Source organism: Kushneria sp. Sum13 (assembly GCF_052692355.1).
The window spans coordinates 2,068,840-2,091,195 of the sequence record NZ_CP199847.1 but is presented as its reverse complement, the minus strand read 5'-3'; the positions used below and the strand labels follow the sequence as shown (position 1 = coordinate 2,091,195).

Annotated in this window: 17 protein-coding genes; 10 read left to right on the top strand and 7 right to left on the bottom strand. The window is 61.4% G+C overall.

The window, feature by feature from the left end; translation table 11 throughout:
* Positions 1-20: 20 nt before the first annotated feature.
* The 4 genes from odhB (at position 21) to sucD (ending at position 5,342) form a co-directional block, all read left to right on the top strand.
* Positions 21-1,649, top strand: a complete 1,629-nt coding sequence (gene odhB, locus ACUN8C_RS09830) for a 2-oxoglutarate dehydrogenase complex dihydrolipoyllysine-residue succinyltransferase (RefSeq protein ID WP_445619051.1) — start codon at positions 21-23, stop codon at positions 1,647-1,649.
* Positions 1,650-1,747: 98 nt separating this feature from the next.
* The gene (gene lpdA / locus ACUN8C_RS09825) at positions 1,748-3,184 is read left to right on the top strand and encodes a dihydrolipoyl dehydrogenase (RefSeq protein ID WP_445619050.1); all 1,437 of its coding nucleotides are present in this window, start codon (positions 1,748-1,750) and stop codon (positions 3,182-3,184) included.
* A 119-nt stretch (positions 3,185-3,303) separates the two neighbouring features.
* Positions 3,304-4,470, top strand: coding sequence for an ADP-forming succinate--CoA ligase subunit beta (sucC, locus tag ACUN8C_RS09820; protein WP_445619049.1), 1,167 nt, complete (start codon positions 3,304-3,306; stop codon positions 4,468-4,470).
* Positions 4,470-5,342, top strand: coding sequence for a succinate--CoA ligase subunit alpha (gene sucD / locus ACUN8C_RS09815; RefSeq protein WP_445619048.1), 873 nt, complete (start codon positions 4,470-4,472; stop codon positions 5,340-5,342). Before sucC ends, sucD begins: the two co-directional genes overlap by 1 nt.
* Positions 5,343-5,416: 74 nt before the next feature.
* On the opposite strand, the gene ACUN8C_RS09810 is transcribed toward sucD, so the two are convergent.
* The 5 genes from ACUN8C_RS09810 to ACUN8C_RS09790 form a co-directional block, all read right to left on the bottom strand.
* Positions 5,417-6,433 carry a lysylphosphatidylglycerol synthase transmembrane domain-containing protein gene (locus ACUN8C_RS09810; protein WP_445619047.1) on the bottom strand — a complete coding sequence of 339 codons (1,017 nt, stop codon included), beginning with the start codon at positions 6,431-6,433 and terminating at the stop codon, positions 5,417-5,419.
* A 64-nt stretch (positions 6,434-6,497) separates the two neighbouring features.
* Positions 6,498-7,277, bottom strand: coding sequence for a DUF2334 domain-containing protein (locus ACUN8C_RS09805; RefSeq protein WP_445619046.1), 780 nt, complete (start codon positions 7,275-7,277; stop codon positions 6,498-6,500).
* Positions 7,270-8,409 carry a glycosyltransferase family 4 protein gene (locus ACUN8C_RS09800; RefSeq protein WP_445619045.1) on the bottom strand — a complete coding sequence of 380 codons (1,140 nt, stop codon included), beginning with the start codon at positions 8,407-8,409 and terminating at the stop codon, positions 7,270-7,272. The genes ACUN8C_RS09805 and ACUN8C_RS09800 overlap by 8 nt, the downstream gene beginning before the upstream one ends.
* A 179-nt stretch (positions 8,410-8,588) precedes the next feature.
* Positions 8,589-10,547 carry an exoribonuclease II gene (locus ACUN8C_RS09795; protein WP_445619044.1) on the bottom strand — a complete coding sequence of 653 codons (1,959 nt, stop codon included), beginning with the start codon at positions 10,545-10,547 and terminating at the stop codon, positions 8,589-8,591.
* A gap of 100 nt (positions 10,548-10,647) precedes the next feature.
* Complete coding sequence (locus ACUN8C_RS09790) at positions 10,648-11,274, bottom strand: SDR family oxidoreductase (protein ID WP_445619043.1); 627 nt, start codon at positions 11,272-11,274, stop codon at positions 10,648-10,650.
* A gap of 184 nt (positions 11,275-11,458) precedes the next feature.
* Between ACUN8C_RS09790 and nagA the strand changes: the two genes are divergently transcribed.
* The 6 genes from nagA to ACUN8C_RS09760 all read left to right on the top strand — a co-directional run bounded on the left by nagA (position 11,459) and on the right by ACUN8C_RS09760 (position 19,750).
* Entirely contained in the window at positions 11,459-12,559 is a 1,101-nt protein-coding gene (gene nagA, locus ACUN8C_RS09785; RefSeq protein WP_445619042.1) for an N-acetylglucosamine-6-phosphate deacetylase, read from the top strand.
* 49 nt (positions 12,560-12,608) lie between these two features.
* Positions 12,609-13,628: an SIS domain-containing protein gene (locus ACUN8C_RS09780; protein ID WP_445619041.1), complete on the top strand. Its 1,020-nt coding sequence runs from the start codon at positions 12,609-12,611 to the stop codon at positions 13,626-13,628.
* 68 nt (positions 13,629-13,696) lie between these two features.
* Positions 13,697-16,315, top strand: a complete 2,619-nt coding sequence (ptsP, locus tag ACUN8C_RS09775) for a phosphoenolpyruvate--protein phosphotransferase (protein WP_445619040.1) — start codon at positions 13,697-13,699, stop codon at positions 16,313-16,315.
* Positions 16,305-18,011, top strand: a complete 1,707-nt coding sequence (gene nagE, locus ACUN8C_RS09770; RefSeq protein WP_445619039.1) for an N-acetylglucosamine-specific PTS transporter subunit IIBC — start codon at positions 16,305-16,307, stop codon at positions 18,009-18,011. Before ptsP ends, nagE begins: the two co-directional genes overlap by 11 nt.
* A complete protein-coding gene (locus ACUN8C_RS09765) occupies positions 18,001-18,912 on the top strand; it encodes a BadF/BadG/BcrA/BcrD ATPase family protein (protein WP_445619038.1) in 912 nt (303 codons plus the stop codon). The genes nagE and ACUN8C_RS09765 overlap by 11 nt, the downstream gene beginning before the upstream one ends.
* 40 nt (positions 18,913-18,952) lie before the next feature.
* Entirely contained in the window at positions 18,953-19,750 is a 798-nt protein-coding gene (locus tag ACUN8C_RS09760) for an HAD family hydrolase (protein ID WP_445619037.1), read from the top strand.
* 92 nt (positions 19,751-19,842) lie between these two features.
* Here the strand turns inward: ACUN8C_RS09760 and ACUN8C_RS09755 are convergent, their stop codons facing one another.
* Together ACUN8C_RS09755 and ACUN8C_RS09750 are read right to left on the bottom strand one after the other, a co-directional pair.
* Positions 19,843-20,940 (bottom strand): YcjF family protein, encoded by a 1,098-nt coding sequence (locus tag ACUN8C_RS09755; protein WP_445619036.1) that lies wholly within the window; start codon positions 20,938-20,940, stop codon positions 19,843-19,845.
* Positions 20,937-22,337 (bottom strand): YcjX family protein, encoded by a 1,401-nt coding sequence (locus tag ACUN8C_RS09750; protein ID WP_445619035.1) that lies wholly within the window; start codon positions 22,335-22,337, stop codon positions 20,937-20,939. The genes ACUN8C_RS09755 and ACUN8C_RS09750 overlap by 4 nt, the downstream gene beginning before the upstream one ends.
* Positions 22,338-22,356 lie beyond the last annotated feature (19 nt).

Here is a 22,356-nt window from a genome sequence, read left to right as displayed (position 1 = left end):
GAGGATATTAAGGAATAATCATGGCAACAGACATCAAGGCGCCAAGCTTTCCCGAATCCGTCGCAGAAGGGACCGTCGCGACCTGGCACAAGAAGCCGGGGGACAGTGTCTCGCGTGACGAACTGATCGTTGAAATCGAAACCGACAAGGTGGTGCTCGAGGTTGTAGCACCGGCCGATGGCACGGTAGAAGAAATTACCGTTCAGGAAGGTGAGACCTGTGAGTCCGAGCAGGTGCTGGGCCGTCTGGGCGAGGGTGGCCAGTCCGCGAAGCAGGAAGATAAAAAGGCCGACCAGGGCCAGCAGGAAAAGGCTGCTGAAAGCACCTCTTCTTCCGACAAGCCTGCCGAAGCCTGTGAAAGTGGCGGTAAAAAGCCCTCGACGTCAGGCGCTTCTGTCGACGTCAAGGCGCCTTCCTTCCCCGAGTCTGTTCAGGAAGGCACCGTTGCCAGCTGGAACAAGAAGGTAGGCGATCCGGTCAAGCGTGATGAAGTGCTGGCAGAGATCGAAACCGACAAGGTTGTACTGGAAGTCGTGGCGCCTTCGGATGGTGCCCTGACCGAGATTCTTGCTGATGAAGGCAGTCAGGTCACCTCCGAGCAGGTACTGGCGCGCTTTGGTGAAGGCAGCGGCGATGCGGCAGGTGCTTCTGCTGAATCCCGCGGTGATGACAGTCAGGCCGAATCGGGCGATGCCAACGCCGAGCAGGACGAGAAGGTCGGTGACAAGGTGCTGGCCCCGGCGGCCCGCAAGCTGGTGGCCGAACATGATCTTGACGTCAACAGGATCGAGGGCACCGGCAAGGGTGGCCGCATTCTGAAGGAAGACGTACAAAAGGCCATTAACGCCGGCAGTGCCAAAAAGGGCGGTGGCAACAAGCAGAGCACGTCCGGCAGCAGCGGCGTCAGCCAGAAGGCCGCCGCGCCTGCCACCGCTGCGATTCAGGGCGAACGTCCCGAAAAGCGTGTGCCGATGAGCCGCCTGCGTCAGACCATTGCCAAGCGTCTGGTACAGGCCCAGCAGACTGCCGCGATGCTAACCACCTATAACGAGGTGGACATGAGCGCTGTGATGGCGCTGCGCAGCCAGTACAAGGATGACTTCCAGAAGGCACATGACGTGAAGCTCGGCTTCATGGGCTTTTTCGTCAAGGCGGCCACCGAGGCGCTCAAGCGCTTCCCGGACGTCAATGCCTCCATCGATGGTACTGATATTGTCTACCACGGCTATCAGGACATCGGCGTTGCCGTTTCCACGCCGCGTGGTCTGGTTGTGCCGGTTCTGCGTGACACGGACTCGATGAAGCTGGCCGATGTCGAAAAGAATATCGGTGACTTCGGCAAGCGTGGCCGTGACGGCAAGCTTGGCATCGAAGACATGCAGGGCGGTACCTTTACCATTACCAATGGCGGTACCTTTGGCTCGCTGCTCTCGACGCCCATTATCAATCCGCCGCAAACGGCAATTCTGGGTATGCACAAGATCCAGGAACGTCCGATGGCGATCAACGGCAAGGTCGAGATTCGCCCGATGATGTATCTGGCGCTGTCCTACGATCACCGCATGATCGATGGCAAGGACGCCGTCCAGTTCCTCGTGGCCATCAAGAGCCTGCTTGAGGATCCTGCGCGCTTCCTGCTTGACGTTTGAGCTTGTTAACCCCGCCCGGTCTCGTACCGGGCGGGTTGTTTTATAACGATCACCGACTGCGTGTCGGGTGATCGACAATGAACCGAACAGGGATACACATGGCTGACAAATTTGATGTCATCGTGATCGGCGCTGGCCCCGGAGGCTATGTTGCCGCAATTCGTGCTGCCCAGCTGGGCATGAAAGTGGCCTGCGTTGAAAAGTGGGTCAACAAGAGTGGCAAGACCGTACACGGTGGCACCTGTCTGAACGTGGGCTGCATTCCCTCCAAGGCGCTGCTGGAAACGTCCCACAAGTATGTCGAAGCTCGCGACGAGTACAGCGAACTGGGCATCGAGGTCAGTGACGTTCAGATGGACGTCAAGAAGATGATGGCCCGCAAGGAAAAGACCGTTGCCAATCTGACCGGCGGCATCAGTGCCCTGTTCAAGGCCAACGGCGTTACCGCGCTTGAAGGTACCGGCAAGCTGCTGCCCGGCAAGAAGGTCGAAGTGACCGACCATGAGGGCAACAGCGAGACGTATGAAGCCGAAAATGTGGTCATCGCCTCGGGTAGTGTTCCGGTTGAAATTCCGCCGGCGCCGCTGACCGAGGGCCTGATCGTTGACTCATCCGGCGCGCTGGAGTTTCAGGAAGTGCCCAAGCGTCTTGGCGTGATTGGCGCCGGCGTAATCGGCCTTGAACTCGGCAGTGTATGGAACCGTCTGGGCAGTGACGTCACTGTTCTTGAAGCCATGGACAGCTTCCTGCCGGTGGTTGATGACCAGATCGCCAAGGAAACCAAAAAGATTCTGGGCAAGCAGGGCCTTGATATTCGCCTGGGCGCACGCGTCACCGGTACCGATATCAAGGACAACGAAGTTGTCGTGAAATATACCGACAGCAACGGTGAACAGGAACAGACGTTCGACAAGCTGATTGTCTGCGTCGGTCGTCGTCCCTATACCCAGAGCCTGCTGGCTGACGGTACCGGCGTTGAGCTGGACGAGCGTGGCTTTATCCAGGTCGATGACACCTGCCAGACCAACGCGCCGGGTGTTTTTGCCATCGGTGACGTGGTTCGCGGCCCGATGCTGGCGCACAAGGGTTCGGAAGAGGGCATGATGGTCGCCGATATCATCCACGGCGAAAAGGCCCAGATGAATTACGATGCCATCCCCAGCGTCATCTATACCGCCCCCGAAGTGGCCTGGGTAGGTATGAGCGAGCAGCAGGCGAAGAAGGAAGGCTTTGAGGTCAAGTCCGGCGTCTTCCCGTTCTCGGCCAGCGGCCGCGCCATGGCCAACAATGCCACCGAAGGCATGGCCAAGGTCGTCACTGACGCCAGCACTGACCGCATTCTGGGTGTCCATATTATCGGCCAGCATGCCGGTGAGCTGATTGCACAGGGTGTGATTGCCATGGAATTTGGCTCAAGTGCCGAAGATCTGGCGCTGACCTGCTTTGCCCACCCGACACTGTCCGAAGCTGTTCACGAAGCAGCGCTGGCAGTGGATGGTCACGCCATCCATATGGCAAACCGCAAAAAGCGTTAATGCATCGACATTGACGTAGAACCTCACCTCGGCTGTGGTCGAGGTGAATCGGGATGGGGTGGCCTGCCAATGGCGACCGCTCCATCGATCGAGTCCAATGCAACCAATGGCATGAGACGATGAATCTTCACGAGTATCAGTCAAAACAGTTATTTGCTGATTATGGCCTGCCGGTCTCCAAGGGGTACGCGGTAGATACCCCCGAAGAAGCAGCCAAGGCATGCCAGAAAATTGGCGGGGACCGCTGGGTCGTCAAGGCACAGGTGCATGCCGGTGGTCGCGGCAAGGCAGGCGGTGTCAAGCTGGTAGAAAGCCCGGAGGCCGCCAGTGCCTTCGCCGAGCAGTGGCTGGGCAAGAATCTGGTCACCTATCAGACAGATGAAAAGGGCCAGCCGGTCACGAAGATTCTGGTCGAAAACTGCACCGATATCGCCACCGAGCTGTATCTGGGTGCGGTTGTGGATCGTGGTTCACGTCGTATCGTGTTCATGGCATCTACTGAAGGTGGCGTCGAGATCGAGAAGGTGGCTGAAGAGACACCGGAAAAGATTCTCAAGGCCGAAATCGATCCGCTGGTCGGCGCGCAGCCCTACCAGGCGCGTGAGCTGGCGTTCAAGCTGGGCCTGAACAAGGACCAGATCAAGCAGTTCACCAGGATCTTTTTGGGTCTGGCCAAGATGTTTGCCGACAAGGATTTTGCGCTGCTGGAGATCAACCCGCTGGTCATTACTGAAAGCGGCGATCTGCACTGCCTGGATGCCAAGATCAACCTGGACAGCAACGCGCTGTATCGTCATCCCGATCTTGAAGAGATGCGCGATCCCAGCCAGGAAGACGAGCGTGAAGCCAATGCCCAGAAGTGGGAGCTCAACTATGTCGCGCTGGATGGCAACATCGGCTGCATGGTGAACGGCGCAGGCCTTGCCATGGGCACGATGGATATCATCAAGCTCTCTGGCGGTCAGCCGGCCAACTTCCTTGATGTCGGCGGCGGTGCTACCAAGGAGCGCGTGGCGGAAGCGTTCAAGATCATCCTGTCCGATACCTCGGTGAAGGCCGTTCTGGTCAACATCTTCGGTGGTATCGTGCGCTGCGACATGATTGCTGAAGGCATCATGGGCGCAGTAGAGCAGGTTGGCGTCAACGTGCCCGTGGTGGTTCGCCTTGAAGGCAACAATGCCGAGCTGGGCACGCAAAAGCTTGCCGAAAGCGGCCTCAACATCATTGCAGCAACCAGCCTGACCGATGCGGCGCAACAGGTGGTTAAAGCAGCGGAGGGCAAATAATGAGTATCCTGATTGACAAGAACACCAAGGTAATCTGCCAGGGATTTACCGGTGGTCAGGGCACGTTCCACTCGGAACAGGCCATCGAATACGGCACCAACATGGTCGGCGGTGTCACGCCGGGCAAGGGTGGCCAGACGCATCTTGGCCTGCCGGTATTCAACACGGTCAGTGAAGCGGTAGAGCAGACCGGTGCTGAAGCCACGGTCATCTATGTACCGGCAGCCTTTTGCAAGGATTCCATCCTTGAAGCGGCCAATGCGGGCATCAAGCTGATCATCTGCATCACTGAAGGCATCCCGACGCTGGACATGCTGGATGTGAAGGTCAAGTGCGACCAGCTGGGCGTTCGTCTGATCGGTCCCAACTGCCCGGGCGTGATCACGCCCGGCCAGTCGAAGATCGGCATCATGCCCGGCCACATTCACAAGCCCGGCCGTGTGGGTATCGTCTCGCGCTCCGGTACGCTGACCTATGAAGCGGTCAAGCAGACCACCGATCACGGCTTTGGTCAGTCCACCTGTGTTGGCATCGGCGGTGACCCGATCCCGGGCTCCAACTTCATCGACATCCTCGAGATGTTCGAGAAGGACCCGTCGACTGAAGCCATCGTCATGATCGGTGAGATCGGCGGTACGGCCGAAGAGGAAGCGGCTGAGTACATCAAGGAGCACGTGACCAAGCCTGTGGTTGCCTACATTGCAGGCGTGACTGCACCTCCGGGCAAGCGCATGGGCCATGCCGGTGCCATCATTGCCGGCGGCAAGGGTACTGCGGACGACAAGTTCCAGGCCCTTGAAGCGGCAGGTGTTCGCACGGTGCGTTCGCTGGCAGAAATCGGTGACAAGCTCAAGGAAGCGACCGGCTGGTAAAACAGTGCTGGCTTGTGAGCAAAAAAGGGGGCCATATGGCCCCCTTTTTTTGTGCGCGGCTAAAACCTGAAAGATTAGATATTGGAGGGTTTTTCGGCCTTGCGCCCTTCGAAGACCTTTTTCAGCAGAGGGCGGCCGGCCATCAGCATGAAGACCGGAGCGCCTGCGATCAGATAAAAATAGTAGGTGACCGCGCGCCAGATCAGAATGGCCGCTGCCGCAGTGCTTTGTCCCACCATGGGGGCCAGTAGCGCCGATGAAGACAGTTCGGCTCCACCGGCGCCGCCTGGCAGCAGCGTCAATTGACCAGCAGCCATGGACAGCATCTGCACCAGGAAGGTCCATGCCCAGTCCAGATGCTGATTCAGGCCATAAAGCGTGACGAACAAGATACTATAGCGCACGATCCAGTGTACGATCCCCAGCCCGAACGCCAGTGCCAGGGCCGAGCGAGGCAGTTGCAGGGTTTCGGTAAAGGCCTTCTTGAAGATCAGAATGCGCCGAACCATGGTCTGCTGAAATCGCGGACTGACCTTCATTTTGCTGAGCAGCCTGCCGGACACCACCAGAAAGCGTCGGTGATAGCGGCTCATCAACACCACTCCCAGCAGCGCCAGGCACAGCAGGGTCATTGGCAAAACCAGCATCCATCCCAGACGGGCATCAATGGAGCGGGTAATGACATAGATCATCATCGCGATCATCGAGCACAAAAAAAACAGCAGATCGATGATCTGATCCACGGCAAAGATCGCCGTGGTCTGTGCCGGACGAACCCCGCGTCGTGTCAACAGGGCGATCAGTGTCAACGGGCCGCCGCTGCCACCGGGGGTGGCACAGATGGCAAATTCCGTGGCAACGACCGTGCCGGTAGCCCGCATAAGGCCCATTTCACCGGCGCGTCCTGCCAGCAGGACCCTCAGCTTGGCGCCGTTGAGCAGCCAGCACAGAAGCACCATGCCCAGCATCAGAGCAAAAATGCCGGGCGGAAAGCCGGGAAGCAGGTGCAGCAGATCGCGACCGCCGAGCATGACAGGAATGGCCATGACGGCAAAAAGGCCTGCGACCAGCAGCCAGAGTGTTCTTTTCATGACGTTAACTGATCAGGAGGTGATTCATGTCCGAACAGGGCTGTCGCGTAATGCGCCACACCGTTCAGGATGATGACATCGCCATGGATTCTGGCGTCGAGTTGGATTGACGATGCAGCCAGCTGATCTTGGTGGTGGGCCGATAGCCTTCCTCAAGCAAACGGCGGATCGTATCAATCCAGTAGCGGCGTGAAATGTCATGGCGCATATCGACCGGATGCAGACCCAGTCGAATCAGCGGTTCATGGCGATGGCGTCGCCGAGCGCGCTCATTGACCACCCACGACATGCCGCGTCGCCAGCGACTGCGGGCGCTCCAGACCAGCGAGGGCGCCTTGATGGCCGTATAGTCCGGTAGCCGGTAAAGATGCTCCGGATCACTGGTATAGGTAAACCCTTGCGTTTTAAGCGCACGGCGCGCGCCATCGCCCAGAAGCCAGGCAGGCGCCACAAACCCGTCAAGGGGCCAGTCCTCGCGACGAAAGAGTTCGGCGCCACGCTCCAGGCGTTGAAGTGCCTCATCGTACTCGATGGGGTAGAACTCACCTTCATAGGTATAGAGCCTGCGCATGAAGTAGTCGCGTGGCGTACGGGGCGGCGGCGCATCATCACAGTGATAGAAGCCGTGCAGCGCCAGCTCGTCACCTCGTGCCATGCGCTGATGCAAAAGGCGCAGCATGCCGGCATCTTCAAAGGTGTTGCTGCGATGATGAAAGTCCGGCACGACCAGCCAGGTCATGGGAATCTGTCCCATGCCATCAATCTGCTCGACAAAGGAGCGATAATCGGGCCAGGTGGCCGGTGCAATATCATGCAGTACCAGTGCAAATTCCCGGTCAGCCATGTTGTACGCTTACCCCTGCCGTCGTGCTGATCCCCAGCAGTTCCTGATAATGATGCGTGACGCCCTGCACCACGATGTTCCAGTCATGATGGCGCTCGACGTGTGCGCGCGCCTTCTGACCCATTGCTCTTGCGTCGTTTTCAAACAGCGCAAGAATGCTTTGTACCATGTCATCGCTGTCCAGCGGCTGACACAGCATGCCACAGCCCTCCGGTACGTTTTCCGCCAGCGCACCGGCGCGCGTGGCGACAACCGGTATACCGCACGCCATGGCTTCAAGCACGACCAGGCCGAAGGTTTCCTGCGTGCCCGCATGCAGCAGAGCATCGCTGCTGGCGAAATAGCGCGCGATCTCGGCGGTCGGACAGAAGTGATTGATCACCGTGACGTTGTCCGGCACCTGAGTGGGCATGGAGGAGCCGACCAGCAGCAGATGGAAGGGCTGAACGCCCCGGTCGGCAAGCTTTTGCATCGTCTCCAGCAGGATATGAAGGTTCTTTTCCTGTGAGCCACGTCCGGCAAATACCAGTAGGCGGGTATCTTCGGAAAGCCCCAGCTCGGTCTTGACGCTGTCATCGCGCAGTGAGGGGTGAAAGGTTGTCAGATCCACCCCCAGTGGCTGTACGCGAACGTGCTGAATGCCGAGACCTTCAAGGCGCTGCGCCATGACGTTACTGGGTGCCAGTACCCGATCATAGTGCGCGTAAAGCCTTTTGATATAGGTATTGATCAGCGGCCGGGACCAGTTGCCCAGTCGGTTGCTGATCATGGTGGGCAGGTCCGAGTGATAAAACGCCACCAGCGGAATATCAAGCTCGCGAGCACCGGCAATGGCCGCCCAGCCTACCGTATAGGGATCGCCGGCCTCGATCAGATCCGGCCTGACATCGCGCAGGGCGCGACACCACGGACCGCGGGTCAGGGGAAAGCGATAGCCATTGCTGAACGGCAGGGGCGCGGCAGGGACGTTGACACGGTGGTCATCTGCCTGATGCGTATAGGCCTCCCCCGGCACCAGCAACGTATGTCGAATATCGGCGGTAGCGTTCAAGCGACGGCGTTTGGCATCGAGATAGGTGCGCACACCCCCGCTGGATGGCGCATAAAACATGGTCATGTCGGCAATATGCACTACGCCGAACCCTCCTCGAACCGCACGTATTGAATCGGACAACTCATTGCAAGGCACAGGTCGCCGGCAAACGCCCCAGTATAATGTGTCAATCGGATGACTGCTGCTGTAACGGGTAACAGACTGTAGCCTGCATGCCCGCGAGCAGCTCGCCCTGATGATCAGGGCGAGCATGCGGTTCAGGCAGGGCGTGCTACCAGCGAACGCGTCTCTTCTCGCGCCTCAATCAGCACGACGTTCAGAACGTCACCCAACCGATAGCGCAGTTCGTCGCCAATGTTGATCAGACCTTCCTTGTCATCAATGGCCACGGCGTCACGATCGGTATGCAGCATGGAGGCGGGCACGAAGGCCGAGGCGCCATTGGCCGGCAGACGAACGCGAAGACCACCCCGGCGGATATCGACGATTTCGCCTTCAAAGACGGTCTCGCTGGTGACGGCATCGGTCAGATAGCGAACGTAGAGCCAGTCCTTGACGTCGCGTTCTGCCATGCGGTTCAGGCGTCGACGCTCGCTCAGGTGATCGGTCACCGACACATCGGTTGCCTTGTCATGCTCGGCGTCGCCGCGCAGTACCTGCTTGATCAGGCGGTGGTTGATCATGTCGCCGTATTTACGGATCGGAGATGTCCAGGTGGCATAGGCCGGCAGACCCATGCCGAAATGCGGTCCCGGCTCACTCTGCATGACGCTGTAGCCCTGGAAGCGGCGAAGGCGGGCATCAAGCCAGGCATCCTTGCGCTCATCGAGCTGGTGACGCAGTGCGCGCCAGGCCGCAATGTCGTTGAACTGCTCTGGCGTGGCCTCGACCGACTGGCTGGCCAGAAAGGTCTGAGCCTGTTCGGCCTTTTCAGTGGCAATGCCCTGATGCACATTGAAGATGCCATGGCCGACGTGCTTGCTCAGCAGGTTGGCGCAGCAGACGTTGGCGGCAATCATGGCTTCTTCCACCATGCGATGACCGACACGGCGCTCTTCCGTGACGATATCCAGCACGTTGCCGGTCTCATCAAGCTTGAAGACATAATCGGGACGGTCACCAAAGACCAGCGCGTGCTGTTGACGCCAGGTCTGGCGTGCTTTGGTCAATCCGGCCAAAGCCTTGATCTGCGCTTCGCCCTGTTCAAAGTCCGGCGTCCATGACGGCGTCGTACCGGCTTCGAGCGCCTCGATGTAATCAGAGACCTGCTCGTAGTTCAGACGGGCCTTTGAGCGCACGGTGGCGGCCTCAAAGTGGTACTCACCGATCACGCCGTCGGCACCGACTTCAAGCGTGCAGACCAGCGCAGGGCGGTCTTCATCCTGCTTGAGCGAGCACAGATCATCGGCCAGCGGCTCGGGCAGCATGGTCACGTTCTGGCCCGGCAGATAGACGGTGAAGGCACGCTGGCGCGCTTCCTGGTCGACCCTGTCACCCTGCTCGACATAGGCCGTGGGGTCGGCAATGGCGACCTTCATGCGGAAGCGGCCGTCATCCAGTGCCTCAACGCTGAGCGCATCGTCCATGTCGGTGGTGGTGGCATTGTCGATGGTAAAGAAGGCCACATCGGTCAGGTCGGTGCGTTCAAGGCCTTCTTCGTGCAGGGGCCAGTCACTACCGGCTTCCGGTGAGGCCTGCTCCAGCGCATGACGCGCCAGGGTCACACGCCAGGGCACCGAAGGATGTGCGCCTTCCGCGATGACGTCATCGACCTGGACAAAAAAGCCGCGATCATTTTCACGCAGCGGGTGACGCAACAGGTGCGCCACCACCCAGTCGCCTTCATTGAGCGTGTTCTCCTCGATATTGCGATGGGTGCGGGCACGCAGCGCGATATTGATGGAGGGATGATCAGGAACGACAGAAAGACGCCCGTCACGCTTTTTGACGCGACCGATGAAGCGGCCGAGGCCGGCTTCAATCAGGCTTTCCGGCTCGACACTCTTGCGTTCTTTCTCCTCGTTGAGCACGGCTTCGACACGATCACCGTGTACAACCTGCTTCATGGCGGGGGGCGGCACGAAAAAGGACTGGCCGTCGTCGGTTTCCAAAAAACCGTAACCCTTGTCGGTGCCCTTGATCACACCGGTTACACGGGGCGTTTTTTCACGGATATTTTGCTTGAGCTGGGCGAGCTGGCTGTTGTTCGAGAGCATCTCGTTAATCGGTTGGGGAATCGGGGGCCCACTATAAGGCCTCATACGACCCGGTGAAAGAGGCACCCTGCCCACCGGGGGGTGGCAGGGTAGACACGTGTTATCCCAGCACCTGCTCGATGGGCCTGTTGCCATCGAGCAAAACAATCTCGGTGGGGAGAGGCGCATGGCGCTCCAGAAGGGTCAAAAGCGCCGTGGCGACGTTGTCTCTCGAGACGTCTGCGGTGGTGGCCTGCTCTGTATCGGTTTCGATGTGACCGCTGCCGGCGTCGTCGCTGAGTCGACCCGGACGCAAAATGACCTGCTCAAGGCCTGAAGACTGTAGATAGGCATCGGCAGCGCGTTTGGCGACCAGATAGGGCCTCAGCTTTTCCGGGCCTTCAAGCGGATCGACATGCAACGTACTGACCATGAAAAAGCGCCGGATACCGTTTGCCTTTGCAAGGTCGATGGCACGCATCGCGCCATTGAGATCCACCATCAGCGTCTGGTCCAGCCCGGTCGAGGCGCCGGAGCCGGCCGTAAAGACCACCTGATCGCAACCTTCAAGGGCATGCGCCATCTCACCGGTCAAATCGCCCATGATGGTGTCAATGCCGAGTGACTCAAAAAACGCCTTTTGCTGCTCATTGCGCACCATGGCGCGCACCGGGTGACCGCGGCGCGCGGCCTGCTCGCAAAGACGGCGGCCAATCTTGCCGTTGGCGCCGATGATCAATGTCGTCATTACCGAGACCTCTTGTCTGAAGACCTTGAGTGAAGACCTTGAGTGATGACAGGACAGCGCCGCTTGATTGAAGACAATGCAGCGCTGAAGATATGACGGTATTGAATTGGGGTGTCGTGACGGGATATCAATCAGGGCACTTCCACTCGGGTAGACCACGCATGGGCAGACAGGGAAACGGGTGATGACACTGGAAGGCAACATACTGACGCCGGAAGGGTGGTTCAAGGGCGAGCTGACGCTTCGACAGGGCCGAATCGCCGGGATCAGCGGGACGCCGGTGGACCCCAAAGACAATGATGCGCCAAGAATCATCCCCGGCTTTATCGATCTGCACGTTCATGGCGGCGGGGGGGCGGACCTCATGGAAGGTGGCGACGCGCTGGCCGTGCTGGCCCGCACGCATGCGCGCTTTGGCACCACCAGCCTTCTGGGGACCAGCATGACGGCCTCCCGTGAGGCACTGCTGAAGGCCTTTCGTGATGCCGGAAGTGTCATGGCCACGCCGCCTGATCGGGCAGCCGACATTCTGGGTATTCACCTTGAAGGGCCCTTTATCAGCCCTGACATGCTGGGTGCCCAGCCGCCTTATGCCCGCCCGGGAACGCTTGAAGCGTTTGATGAGCTTGATGCGCTGGCGCCCATTCGCGTGATTACCATGGCACCGGAAATCGAGGGACACATGGCCTTGATCGAGGCGCTGGCCGCCCGCGGCGTCAGGGTGCAGCTGGGGCACACGGCCGCCACGCATGATCAGTGTGTTGAAGCGCTTCAGCTCGGCGCCAGGGGCTTTACCCATCTTTATAACGCCATGGGCGGCTTGCATCACCGCGCGCCCGGTGTTGTGGGCGCGGCACTGGCACACGCCGACTACGCCGAACTGATCGGGGATCTGGTTCATGTTGAGCCGGGCGCCGTGCTGGCCGCACGCCGCGCCATACCGCATCTTTATGTGGTCACCGATGCCACCGCCGCGGCAGGCATGCCCGATGGCGAATATCGCCTGGGCGAGCACCGGGTCTTCAAGCACGGTGACAGCGTACGTCTGGCCGATGGCGGGCTGGCCGGCAGCGCCCTGACCATGGATGTGGCACTGCGCAATCTGACCGGGCTGGGGCTTACGCTTTCGGAAGCATCCCAGCGCCTGTCGCTGTGGCCGGCGCAGTATCTGGGGTTAAATGATCGCGGGATGCTCGCACCGGGCTGTCGCGCCGATATCGTGACGCTCTCCTCAACCCTTGATGTCGAACAGGTATGGGTTGCCGGGTGCCCGGTAATCGAATGACCTGCACGGCGGCCTATCCTTTTTACGATGCTGACGCTGGAGAGTGATCATGTCCCTGATGCGCGACGAGGCGCTGAGTGCCCCACAACGTATTGCCGAGCAGTGGCGTGTCAATCGCGACACCATGGCGCAGCTGGGCGAGGTGCTGCGTCATCGACCCCTGCATGATGCCATGACCGTGGCGCGCGGCAGCTCCGATCACGCGGCCGGTTATTTTGCCCGGCTGATGATGCAGATGACCGGTCGGCCCTGTGCGTCACTGCCGCTGTCGCTGTGCACGCTGGATGATACCGCCTGGCAGGTCGAACATACCCTGGCGCTGGCCGTGTCGCAGTCCGGGCGCAGCCCTGATCTGATCGAGGCGCAAAAGGCCCTGAAAGGCGGCGGGGCCCTGAGCCTGGCCATGGTCAATGCCGTGGATTCGCCGCTGGCCCACGGCGCCGATCACGTCATCGATCTGCAGGCCGGGGAAGAAAAAAGTGTGGCCGCCACCAAAAGCTTTCTGACCACGCTGTCAGCCAGTGCCTCGGTGATGGCGCACTGGCAGCAGGACCGCACTTTGCTGGAAGGGTTGGCCGCGCTGCCCGAATCACTGGCACAGGCCTGTCGCCATGAGTGGCACATCGGCGTAGACGCGTTGCGCGATGTGGACAGGCTTCTGGTGATCGGCCGCGGCGCCGGCCTGCCGATCGCTCAGGAAGCAGCGCTCAAGTTCAAGGAAACCTGCGTGATTCAGGCCGAAGCCTTCAGCGGCGCCGAGGTGCAGCATGGGCCGATGGCGCTGGTGGGGCGCGACTATCCCGTACTGGTTCTGGCACCGAAGGGGAATGCACAGAAGGGACTTGTCGAGCTGGCCGACACCTTTCGTGCGCGCGGAGCGCGAGTGCTATTGGCGGCCGATGCCGCGGTGGCCTCGCGAGATCTCACCATTGCCGAGGCGCCACACGACGCCCTGGCGCCCCTTTGTGCCATTCAGAGCTTTTATTTGATGATTGAAGCACTGTCGCGCGTTACAGGGCATGATCCCGACCGCCCCGAATTTCTTAACAAGGTCACGCAGACGCGCTAAAGGCGTGTCGGTGTGAACCAACTGACAGAACGGCCATGACGCCATGACAATGACAACAGGACCCTCTCATGTCCGAGACTGCTGATCCGACGCCTGTGCAGACGCTGCTGCATGCCCCTCTTAAAGCGGTGCTGGTGCCGCTTGATCAGGTTCCCGATCCCGTTTTTGCCCAGCAGACCATGGGGCCGGGCATTGCACTGGAGCCGCTGGAGTCACAGCTGTTCGCCCCCTGTGACGGCGAGGTGGTGCATCTGGCACGCACGCGCCATGCCCTGACGATCAAGACCGATCAGGGCTGCGATATTTTGATTCACCTTGGGCTGGATACCGTGGATCTGGAAGGTGAGGGCATCACCGTTCATGTGGCGCCGGGCGATCGCGTCCAGCAGGGCGATCTGTTGTGGGATTTCGATGCCGACCTTCTGGCCTGCCGGGCATTGAGCCTGATCACGCCACTGGTCGTGACCAGCAATGATCAATGGCGCTGTGAGTTCGAGAAGGCAACACCCGGCAGTGTGATCGAGCGCGGTGCGGCGCTGATGACACTTGTGGCGCTGTCTGCAGATGCGTCCTCCGGTATGACAGAGGGCGCCAACAACGAATACCGCGAGCAGGTCACGTTGGCACTGGCCGCCGGGCTGCACGCACGTCCGGCTGCGCGTCTTCGCGGCATTGCCCGCCAGCATGAGTGTACCCTCGTGCTTGAGCGCGGCGAGCATCAGGCCGACGCCGCCAGTCTGACAGCGTTGATGGGGCTTTCCCTGCGTCATGGCGATACGCTGGCCATCATTGCGCGTGGCTCCAATGCTGCCGCCGCTCTGGGTGAGGCCGCCGCGCTTTTGACCACGCCGGAAGCCGCCGAGCATGATCCCATGCAGGGCGAGCAGACCGATGAGGCGCCAGCGCCGGTGCCCATCGGCAATGACACCACCGGCTACGGACTGATGGCCAGCCCGGGCCTCGCCGTGGGTCCGCTGGTGCGCCTTGAACGTTCCCGTATTGAGATCAATGCTGACCGTGAAGAGAGTGCCGAGGTCGCCGAGCGGCAGCTGGCCGACGCCATCAATACGCTCAACGACACGCTGCTCACTGACATCGAGCAGGCGCGGGGCAACGGGCGTCAGGAAGAAGCCGATATTCTGGAAGCGCATCAGGCCTGGCTGGATGACCCGGCCCTGCGTGAGGAGAGCCTTGCGCATATCCAGGCCGGGCGCAGTGCTGCCTTTGCCTGGCGAGAGGTGCTGGAAAGCCGCGTCATGACACTTCGTCAGAGTGAGAGCCGCCTGCTGGCGGCGCGTGCCGATGACCTGCGGGATTTACAGGAGCGACTGGTCGCGCTGCTGGTGCCACACGCCGCGGCAGACAGTCATGTCGAGATGGCACCAGGCGCCATCGTGGTGGCCGAGGAGATCACACCGTCGCAGCTGCTGGCGCTGGATCGCGTGGCACCTGCCGGCCTTTGCCTGGCCGGTGGTGGCACGACCTCGCACGTGGCACTGCTGGCCCGGGCCCGCGGCCTGCCCTGTCTGGCCGCCATGGGCGCCGGACTCATGGAGGCCCTGGGCCACCATGAAGGCGCCACTGCCATTCTGGATGCGCAAAAGGGGGCCTTGACCTTCAGGCCAACGCCGGATCAGCTGGATGACGCGCGCCAGCAGATCGAGCAGGCGCAGGCGCGCGCCATGGCCGAGCGCGAGGTCGCCCATGAAGCGGCCCGCACGCAGGACGATGTGCTGATCGAGGTGTGTGCCAACGTTGCAGATCCGGAGGACGCCCGTCTGGCCCATGAGGCCGGTGCCGATGGGATCGGGTTGATGCGCAGCGAGTTCCTGTTCATGGCACGCAAGCAGGCGCCGGATCAGGAAACACAGCGTGAAATCTACCAGCAGGCGCTGGACAGTATGGGCGCCCATTCGGTCATTATCCGTACGCTGGATATCGGCGCCGACAAGCAGCTTGATTATCTCTCACTGCCTCGTGTGCCCAATCCGGCGCTGGGTACGCGCGGCGTACGTTTGATGGCGCGCCATCAGGCGCTGCTGGACGTTCAGCTGCGTGCGCTGCTTTCCGTCAGACCGCTGGACCGCCTTCGTATCATGGTACCCATGGTGACCGAGGCCGCTGAACTCGTGGCCGTGCGCGAGCGCATCGAGGTTCTGGCCGGTGAAATGAATCTTGAGGGTCGGCCCGAGCTGGGGGCGATGATCGAGGTCCCTGCCGCCGCCCTGTGTGCCGACCGGATCGCGCGCGTGGCGGATTTTCTCTCCATTGGCACCAATGACCTCACCCAGTACACCCTGGCCATGGACCGCGAGGACCCTGACCTGGCCGGTCGCGCCGATGTGCTGCATCCCGCGGTACTGCGATTGATCGACATGACCGTGAAGGGCGCCTCCGGTCACCGTTGTCCGGTGGGGGTGTGCGGTGCCGCCGCGGGCGACCCGCAGGCCTGGGCGGCGCTGGTCGCACTCGGGGTGGATGAGCTTTCAGTGGAGCCGGCGCGCGTGGCTCCCGTCAAGGCTGGTATTCGACGGCTGGACCGCGCGGCTCTGGCGCGCCGGTTGCGCGAATGGCTTGATGAGTCTATCGACAGTGCCACCCTGCGACAGCGTCTGGAGCAGTGGTTGAACGATCAGGTGGCGACCTCTACAACAACCCATCAGGGAGCACCACGCAATGCGATTTGATTTCATGGGGGCGCTTCAGCAGCTCGGGCGCTCCCTGATGTTGCCGATTGCGGTACTGCCCATTGCCGGCCTTCTGTTGCGCATGGGCCAGCCCGATCTGCTGGACATTGCTTTCATTGCCCAGGCCGGCAATGCCATCTTTGAACATCTACCGTTGATCTTTGCCATTGGTGTGGCGGTGGGCATTGCCAATGACAGCAATGGGGCTGCGGGCCTGGCGGGGGCGATCGGCTATCTGGTCATTACCGCGGTGCTTGAAGCGCTCAATCCCGACATCAACATGGGGGTGCTGGCCGGCATTATCGCAGGGGTGGTGGCCGGGCTCTGGTACAACCGCTGCAAGAACATTGTGCTGCCCGATTACCTGGCGTTTTTTGCCGGGCGGCGCTTTATTCCGATCGTGACCGGTTTAACGGCGCTGGCGCTGGGGTGGGGGCTTGGCTGGGTCTGGCCGCCGGTTCAACACGCCATCGATCAGAGCGGACAGTGGATGATCGACTCCGGCGAGCTGGGGCTTTTTGTCTATGGCGCGCTCAATCGGCTTTTGATTATTACCGGGCTGCACCACGTGCTCAACTCGCTGGTGTGGTTCGTCTTTGGCAACTATGAAGGCGCCACCGGTGATCTTCACCGCTTCTTTGCCGGCGACCCGAACGCCGGCAGCTTCATGACCGGGTTTTTTCCGGTAATGATGTTCGGCCTGCCGGCGGCGGCACTCGCGATGTATCACACCGCTGCAAGGGATCAGCGCACTCGGGTGGGGGGCATGCTCTTTTCGCTGGCCCTGACCGCCTTTCTGACCGGTATCACCGAGCCGCTGGAATTTACCTTTATCTTTCTGGCACCCGCGCTCTATGCCGTGCATGCCGTGCTGACCGGCGTGTCGATGGCGTTGATGAGCGGGCTGGGAGTAAAGCTCGGTTTCACTTTCTCCGCTGGCTTGTTTGACTACCTGCTCTCCTATGGCCTTTCCAGTCGCGGCTGGCTGCTGATCCCGGTCGGGCTTTTGTACGCGGCGCTCTATTACATGATCTTTCGCTGGGCCATCGTGCGCTTTGATCTCAAAACGCCGGGGCGTGAACCCGTCACCCAGACGGCCGCGCCTGAAGAAGGGGAGGTGCAGGCACGCGGCCCGGCCTTTGTTACGGCACTGGGCGGCGGGGACAACCTGACCTCGGTCGGGGCCTGTACCACGCGACTGAGGCTGGTGGTTCAGGACGTTGAGCAGATCGATGAGGCCGCGCTCAAGGGGCTGGGTGCCAGAGGCGTGCTCAGGCTCAAGGGGGGCCACCTGCAGGTGGTCATGGGGCCGATTGCCGATGGGGTGGCCGAAGATATTCGTACGGCACTGAGGGCACGCGGCAAGCCGGTGGAGGCGCCGGATATCGCCCGAACCATGGCGCCGTCGGCCGAGCAGGAGAGGTCCGGACAGAGTGCTCTGAAGGATGCAGACCTGTCCCGCTGGCTCGAAGCGCTGGGGGGCGTTGACAATCTTCGCCGCAGCGAGCTGGTGGCGCTGTCGCGCGTGCGTCTTGAGATCAGTGAACTGTCACGTCTTGACCACGACACCCTGTCATTGCTGGGCGCCGCGGGCGTGCAGCGCATCGGTGACCATTGCCTGCATTTGATTCTGGGCGAGCAGGCCTGGATTGTGGCGCAGCAGCTGCAGGCGGAGATTCAGCGCGATGGCCGCTGACAAGGCGCTGGTAGTGGGCGTGGACGGCGGCGGCAGCGGCACTCGACTGATGGCGCAGTGGCAGGGCCACTGCGTTGAGGTTTCGGGCGGCCCGTCGGGGCTGGCCCTGGGCGTCACGCAGGCCTGGCATACCATCCTTGCACTGCTGGATGAGGCTCGGCAGGCGCTGGGCGCCACGTTACCCCTTGAGCAGTGCCATATGGCGCTGGGACTGGCCGGTGCCAATCAGCGGTCGTGGCGCGACGCCTTTTGCCAGGCGGCGCCAGCCCTTGCAGGTCTGAGACTTGAAAGCGATGCCTTCACCACGCTGGTGGGGGCGCATCAGGGGCAGCCCGGAGCGATCGTGGCGCTGGGGACCGGCAGTGTCGGTGAGGCGCTGCATGGCGATGGCCGGCGTGTCAGCGTGGGCGGCTACGGCTTTCCCTCGGGCGATGAGGCAAGCGGTGCCTGGCTGGGGCTTCGAGCCAGTCGCCATGCACAGCACGCGCTTGATGGGCGCGTCGCGCCGGATGACTTTTCCCGCGCGCTGTGCGAGATGATGTCAACGCTGGCAAACGCTCCTGTCACCTGTGCGGCCACGCTGACGCACTGGCTTTCCAGTGCCGATCAGACCCGGTTTGCCGCGCTGGCGCCAGTGGTTATCGAACACGGTGATCATCCGGCTGCCCAGGTACTGCTGCATCAGGCCGGTGAGGATATCGCGCTGATGTATCAGGCGCTGGATCAGGGAGAGCAGCTGCCGCTGGCCCTTTGTGGCGGGCTGGCCCCGACACTGGCCTCCCGAGTGCCGCAGACACTCGGCCACGTGCTGGTTCATCCCAGAGGCAGCAGCGTCGAAGGGGCGTTACGACTGGCGGGTGAGCTGTGCACATCATTACAGGGCAGGCAGACGTTACAATGAAGGTCTGCCATGCCGGCTTTTACCATGTACAGGAGATTGCATGACGCCTCATCTGATCGTGACCGATCTGGATCGAACGCTGCTCAACGCCGACCATGGCCTTGATGACATCACCATTGAGACCTTTCAGGCGCTCGAGCGACAGGGTCACTCGCTGGCCATCGCCTCGGGGCGCCATTATCAGGACATCCGCGAGGTCCGGCGCCAGCTCGGGGTCAATGCGCATATCATTTCGGCCAACGGGGCACATCTTCACGGCCCTGACGATCAACTGATCCATGAAATTCTGGTGCCCCGCGACATCGTGCGTGCGGTGCTGGACATGGATGTGCCCAAAGAGGTGCGCATCAATCTTTACACCAGCGATCGCTGGCTGATCGATGCCCCCGAGCCGAAGCTGCTGGCCTTTCACGAAAGTACCGGGTTTACCTATGACGTGGTCGACATGGCCGGCGTTGATGGGCAGCAGGTGGGCAAGGTGCTCTTTATCGGCGATCCCGGGTTGCTCAAGGCAATCGAAACGCGCATTCGTGCCCATTTCGAGGATCGCACCCACATCACCTATTCACTGGAAAATTCACTGGAAGTGATGGAACGCGAGGCTTCCAAGGGAAAGATGCTTAACCGTCTGGCCGCCCAGCTTGATATTCCGGTATCCCGTACCGTCGCCTTCGGGGACAACCTCAACGATACCGACATGCTGCAAAATGCCGGCCGTGCCTTTGCGATGGGCAACGCCCATCCGGAGCTTTTGACCCGAGCGCCCGATGCCGAACTGATCAGGGCGCACACCGAAGCCGGTGTGGCCGTGAAGCTGCGCGAGCTGTTTGCTCTCTAGGCGCCACGCTTTGTGTTTTAGCGCTGCTGCGTCAGGATCTGCCGACCTGACGCCCTGGCCTTGCGATCATCGAGGACGCCGAATGGGGCATATCAGATGTCCTCGCCCTTTTTCCGATCGGCCTTGCCGTCATCGACACGCTTCATCTGCTGCCAGAGCTGGCGGCGCAGGTCGGCAAGCTTCGGCGCGCGGTCATCCTCAAACGGCAGCGGTCGCAGCATTTTCAGGGTGCGAATGCCCAGGCGTGCGGTCAGAAGGCCGCTGGCCATGCCCTGTCCGGCGCGACCGGACAGGCGGCTGGCCAGATTCATCGAGAGAAGGTCCATGCTGACTTCGGTGGCCAGTTCGCTGGCACCGGCGAAAGCCATGTTGGCCAGCACCGCCCGGAACAGGCGCAGACGACTGGCATAGCCCAGCTCCAGCCCGTAGAGCGCCGCCAGACGATCGATCATGCGCAGATTGCGCCAGGCCATCAGGCCCATGTCGATTAGCGTGACCGGGCTGATGGCCACCAGCAGGGCCGTTTCGCTCGACATGCGAGTGATCAGTCTGCGCGCGCTGGCATCCCGCGGGGCCAGCACATAATGGCTGAAAAGGTCGCGGGTTTCGCGGGCATTATGATGGGCCTGGCGAGCGCGCAGAAAGTCCTGCCAGTGTGGGTCACGGTGGCCCAGCCCCATCTGAAGGCGCAGGCGGTTGCACAGGCTCTGCATCCGGTCGCCGTCCATCTGCGTGTCCGTGATGTGGGCATCGATGTCCTCGCGCAGGCGGGCATGTCGGCGCAGTCGCTTGAGACGCACCAGTTCACGCGCCAGCGAGGTGCCGGCCAGCGTCACGACGCCCAGACCCAGCACACTCCAGGCCCCACTGACCCAGTCACCGCCAAACCAGGCGTTCTGAAAGGTGTCGACGGCCTGAACGCCGCCCATGACGAGCGTGCCCGCCAGTACGCTCAAAAGCCCCCAGCGCCGCTTTTTGGGTCTGGCCAGGGCGTGGTCCAGCGCACTGTCGATCTGCTCGGGCGGCGCTTCCTCTTCCAGCGCATGGTGCACGCTGTCCAGCTGATAGCGTGCGCCGGGGGCCGGGTCCACCGGCACAAAGTGCTGTTCGAACGCCGGTGCTTCTGCGGCGGTGGCCGCTTTGGCGTCGTTTTGGACATCAAAGCGCCTGCCCGGACGTGGATCACTCATCGCAGTTTATCTCCCAGTAACCAGTCCAGCGCGCTGTCCATACGGATGTGGGGCAGGGCTTCTCCCGAGCCTTGAGGCGCCGGCCTGAACGCCGTGAAATCAAACCCCTGGCGCTGCCAGAAATCGGCGTCCGGCAGTTTTGAGGGCACCTCGCCCGGGAACATCAGCACCTCTTCGCCTGATTCGGTGGTGCCCTTGAGGGCCGGGTGACGCTTGCCGTCATGTTCGACCGTGCGGGCCTGAGTGGCACGAATGGCGGCCAGCGACAGCGACCTGACCGGGACATCGGCATAGCGCAGATCCCGCAGCGGTTCTGCCATCAGCGCCTGTACCAAGGACAGCAGATTGTCATGCTGCTCGGGGGTGACGTGATCGGCCTTGGTGGCCGCGATCGCCAGCCGATCTATGCGCGGATTGAAAAGCCGGGATAGAAGGCTGCGGCTGCCGTAGTCAAAGCTTTGCATCAGGGTGGCGATGGCGTGGCGCAGGTCATCGAAGACATCGGGACCGGCATTGAGGGCTGACAGCACGTCCACCAGCACAATCTGGCGGTCAAAGCGGCGAAAGTGCTGGCGGTAAAAGGGGCCGATAACGGTGCGTTTGTAGTGTTCAAAGCGCCGTCCAAGCGTTTGATAATTGCTGTCGGCCGGTAGCTCTGCCAGGGCCGCCGGGTCGCCAAGCTGTGCCATGGGCAGCGGGAAGAACTGCAACACCGGCGCGCCATCAAGCTCGCCGGGCAATAGAAAGCGTCCCGGTTGCACCCAGGTATAGCCGCCTTCATTTCGCGCGCTGTTAAGCGAACGCGCGTATTCGGCACTGATATCGGCCAGCTGTTGTTCGTCGGCCGTGGCCGCCGGGTCAAGGCGACTGACCCGGTCCAGAAAGCCTTCAGCAAAACGGCGTCTGCGGCCGGTGAGCTGGGCGCTCAGAGCTTCACACCACTGCTGATAGCTCTGGCGCAGCATGGGCAGATCCAGTAACCACTCCCCGGGATAATCGATCAGATCCAGCGTCAGCGTGCGCTGCTCGCCCAGAAAATGGCGGCTGCTGGTACGGCTCTTGTAGCGGATGAGCAGTCGAAGTTCGCTGATGCCTCGGGTCGGTGAGGGCCAGTCGGGGGGCGTGGCCTCAAGGGCTGCCAGCGCCTGATCATAGGGAAAACGGGGGACGGAAAGGTCCGGCTGGGTCTGGCGCTGTGCTCCCAGCAGCCTGCCTTCACGGGCGCAGCTCATCATGTCCAGACGGGCATCAAGACCTGCATGGCGCAGCTGGTTGACCAGCGAGGTCAGAAAGGCGGTCTTGCCGGCGCGCGACAGCCCGGTAACCGCCAGGCGCACCTGCCGGTCAAGGCTGCGTTCAAGCCAGTCACCGGCATAACCGGGCAGCGATAGCGGCATGGTCGTCCTTGTTCACGGT

Bases quoted from the DNA above. Each gene is read 5' to 3' on its own strand.
- odhB (WP_445619051.1), top strand. From the start codon at position 21: ATGGCAACAGACATCAAGGCGCCAAGCTTTCCCGAATCCGTCGCAGAA.
- lpdA (WP_445619050.1), top strand. From the start codon at position 1,748: ATGGCTGACAAATTTGATGTCATCGTGATCGGCGCTGGCCCCGGAGGC.
- sucC (WP_445619049.1), top strand. From the start codon at position 3,304: ATGAATCTTCACGAGTATCAGTCAAAACAGTTATTTGCTGATTATGGC.
- sucD (WP_445619048.1), top strand. From the start codon at position 4,470: ATGAGTATCCTGATTGACAAGAACACCAAGGTAATCTGCCAGGGATTT.
- ACUN8C_RS09810 (WP_445619047.1), bottom strand. From the start codon at position 6,433: ATGAAAAGAACACTCTGGCTGCTGGTCGCAGGCCTTTTTGCCGTCATG.
- ACUN8C_RS09805 (WP_445619046.1), bottom strand. From the start codon at position 7,277: ATGGCTGACCGGGAATTTGCACTGGTACTGCATGATATTGCACCGGCC.
- ACUN8C_RS09795 (WP_445619044.1), bottom strand. From the start codon at position 10,547: ATGCTCTCGAACAACAGCCAGCTCGCCCAGCTCAAGCAAAATATCCGT.
- ACUN8C_RS09790 (WP_445619043.1), bottom strand. From the start codon at position 11,274: ATGACGACATTGATCATCGGCGCCAACGGCAAGATTGGCCGCCGTCTT.
- nagA (WP_445619042.1), top strand. From the start codon at position 11,459: ATGACACTGGAAGGCAACATACTGACGCCGGAAGGGTGGTTCAAGGGC.
- ACUN8C_RS09780 (WP_445619041.1), top strand. From the start codon at position 12,609: ATGTCCCTGATGCGCGACGAGGCGCTGAGTGCCCCACAACGTATTGCC.
- ptsP (WP_445619040.1), top strand. From the start codon at position 13,697: ATGTCCGAGACTGCTGATCCGACGCCTGTGCAGACGCTGCTGCATGCC.
- nagE (WP_445619039.1), top strand. From the start codon at position 16,305: ATGCGATTTGATTTCATGGGGGCGCTTCAGCAGCTCGGGCGCTCCCTG.
- ACUN8C_RS09765 (WP_445619038.1), top strand. From the start codon at position 18,001: ATGGCCGCTGACAAGGCGCTGGTAGTGGGCGTGGACGGCGGCGGCAGC.
- ACUN8C_RS09760 (WP_445619037.1), top strand. From the start codon at position 18,953: ATGACGCCTCATCTGATCGTGACCGATCTGGATCGAACGCTGCTCAAC.
- ACUN8C_RS09755 (WP_445619036.1), bottom strand. From the start codon at position 20,940: ATGAGTGATCCACGTCCGGGCAGGCGCTTTGATGTCCAAAACGACGCC.
- ACUN8C_RS09750 (WP_445619035.1), bottom strand. From the start codon at position 22,337: ATGCCGCTATCGCTGCCCGGTTATGCCGGTGACTGGCTTGAACGCAGC.